Source organism: Pseudoalteromonas sp. SIMBA_162, from assembly GCF_046535955.1.
In the GTDB taxonomy this organism is placed as follows: domain Bacteria; phylum Pseudomonadota; class Gammaproteobacteria; order Enterobacterales; family Alteromonadaceae; genus Pseudoalteromonas; species Pseudoalteromonas marina.
The window spans coordinates 1-398 of record NZ_JAWJBQ010000106.1; the positions used below are offsets into that span (position 1 = coordinate 1).

Here is a 398-nt window from a genome sequence, read left to right on the forward strand (position 1 = left end):
TGCTGACACAGGCAGACTGATACGCGCGTGTTGACGGCGGCCGGCTAGTAACGTATCGTTTTGCGCAGTTACTATCCGAGCGTCGCCATGCACTCCCGTTTCGACCGATTCCGCGCCACCCCGCTCGGGCAGCAGCTCGAGGCCCTGATCGATGAGCCCGGCCGCTACCTCGAGTACGCGGCGCTGTCGCGGGTCGGCGTGGCCGCCGTCGCCGCCATCAGCGATGACATCGAGAGGTTGTTTCCCGAAGTCGCGGCGGACACCACCGCGCGGCAGTTCTGCGGCGCGCTGGTGGCCGACCTGATGCGGCGCCAGGGGCACGACGTGGTGCAGGCGCGCGGCCGGGTGGCGGGCCCGGTCTTCAGCTATGGCGCGGTGTTCAGCCCGCGGCCCGTGGC

General features: G+C 69.8%; 1 protein-coding gene. It reads left to right on the top strand.

What is annotated here, in order from left to right; genetic code table 11:
- Positions 1-60 precede the first annotated feature (60 nt).
- Positions 61-398: hypothetical protein (locus R0J88_RS18920; RefSeq protein ID WP_410900716.1), on the top strand; the 338-nt coding region annotated here is incomplete at its 3' end.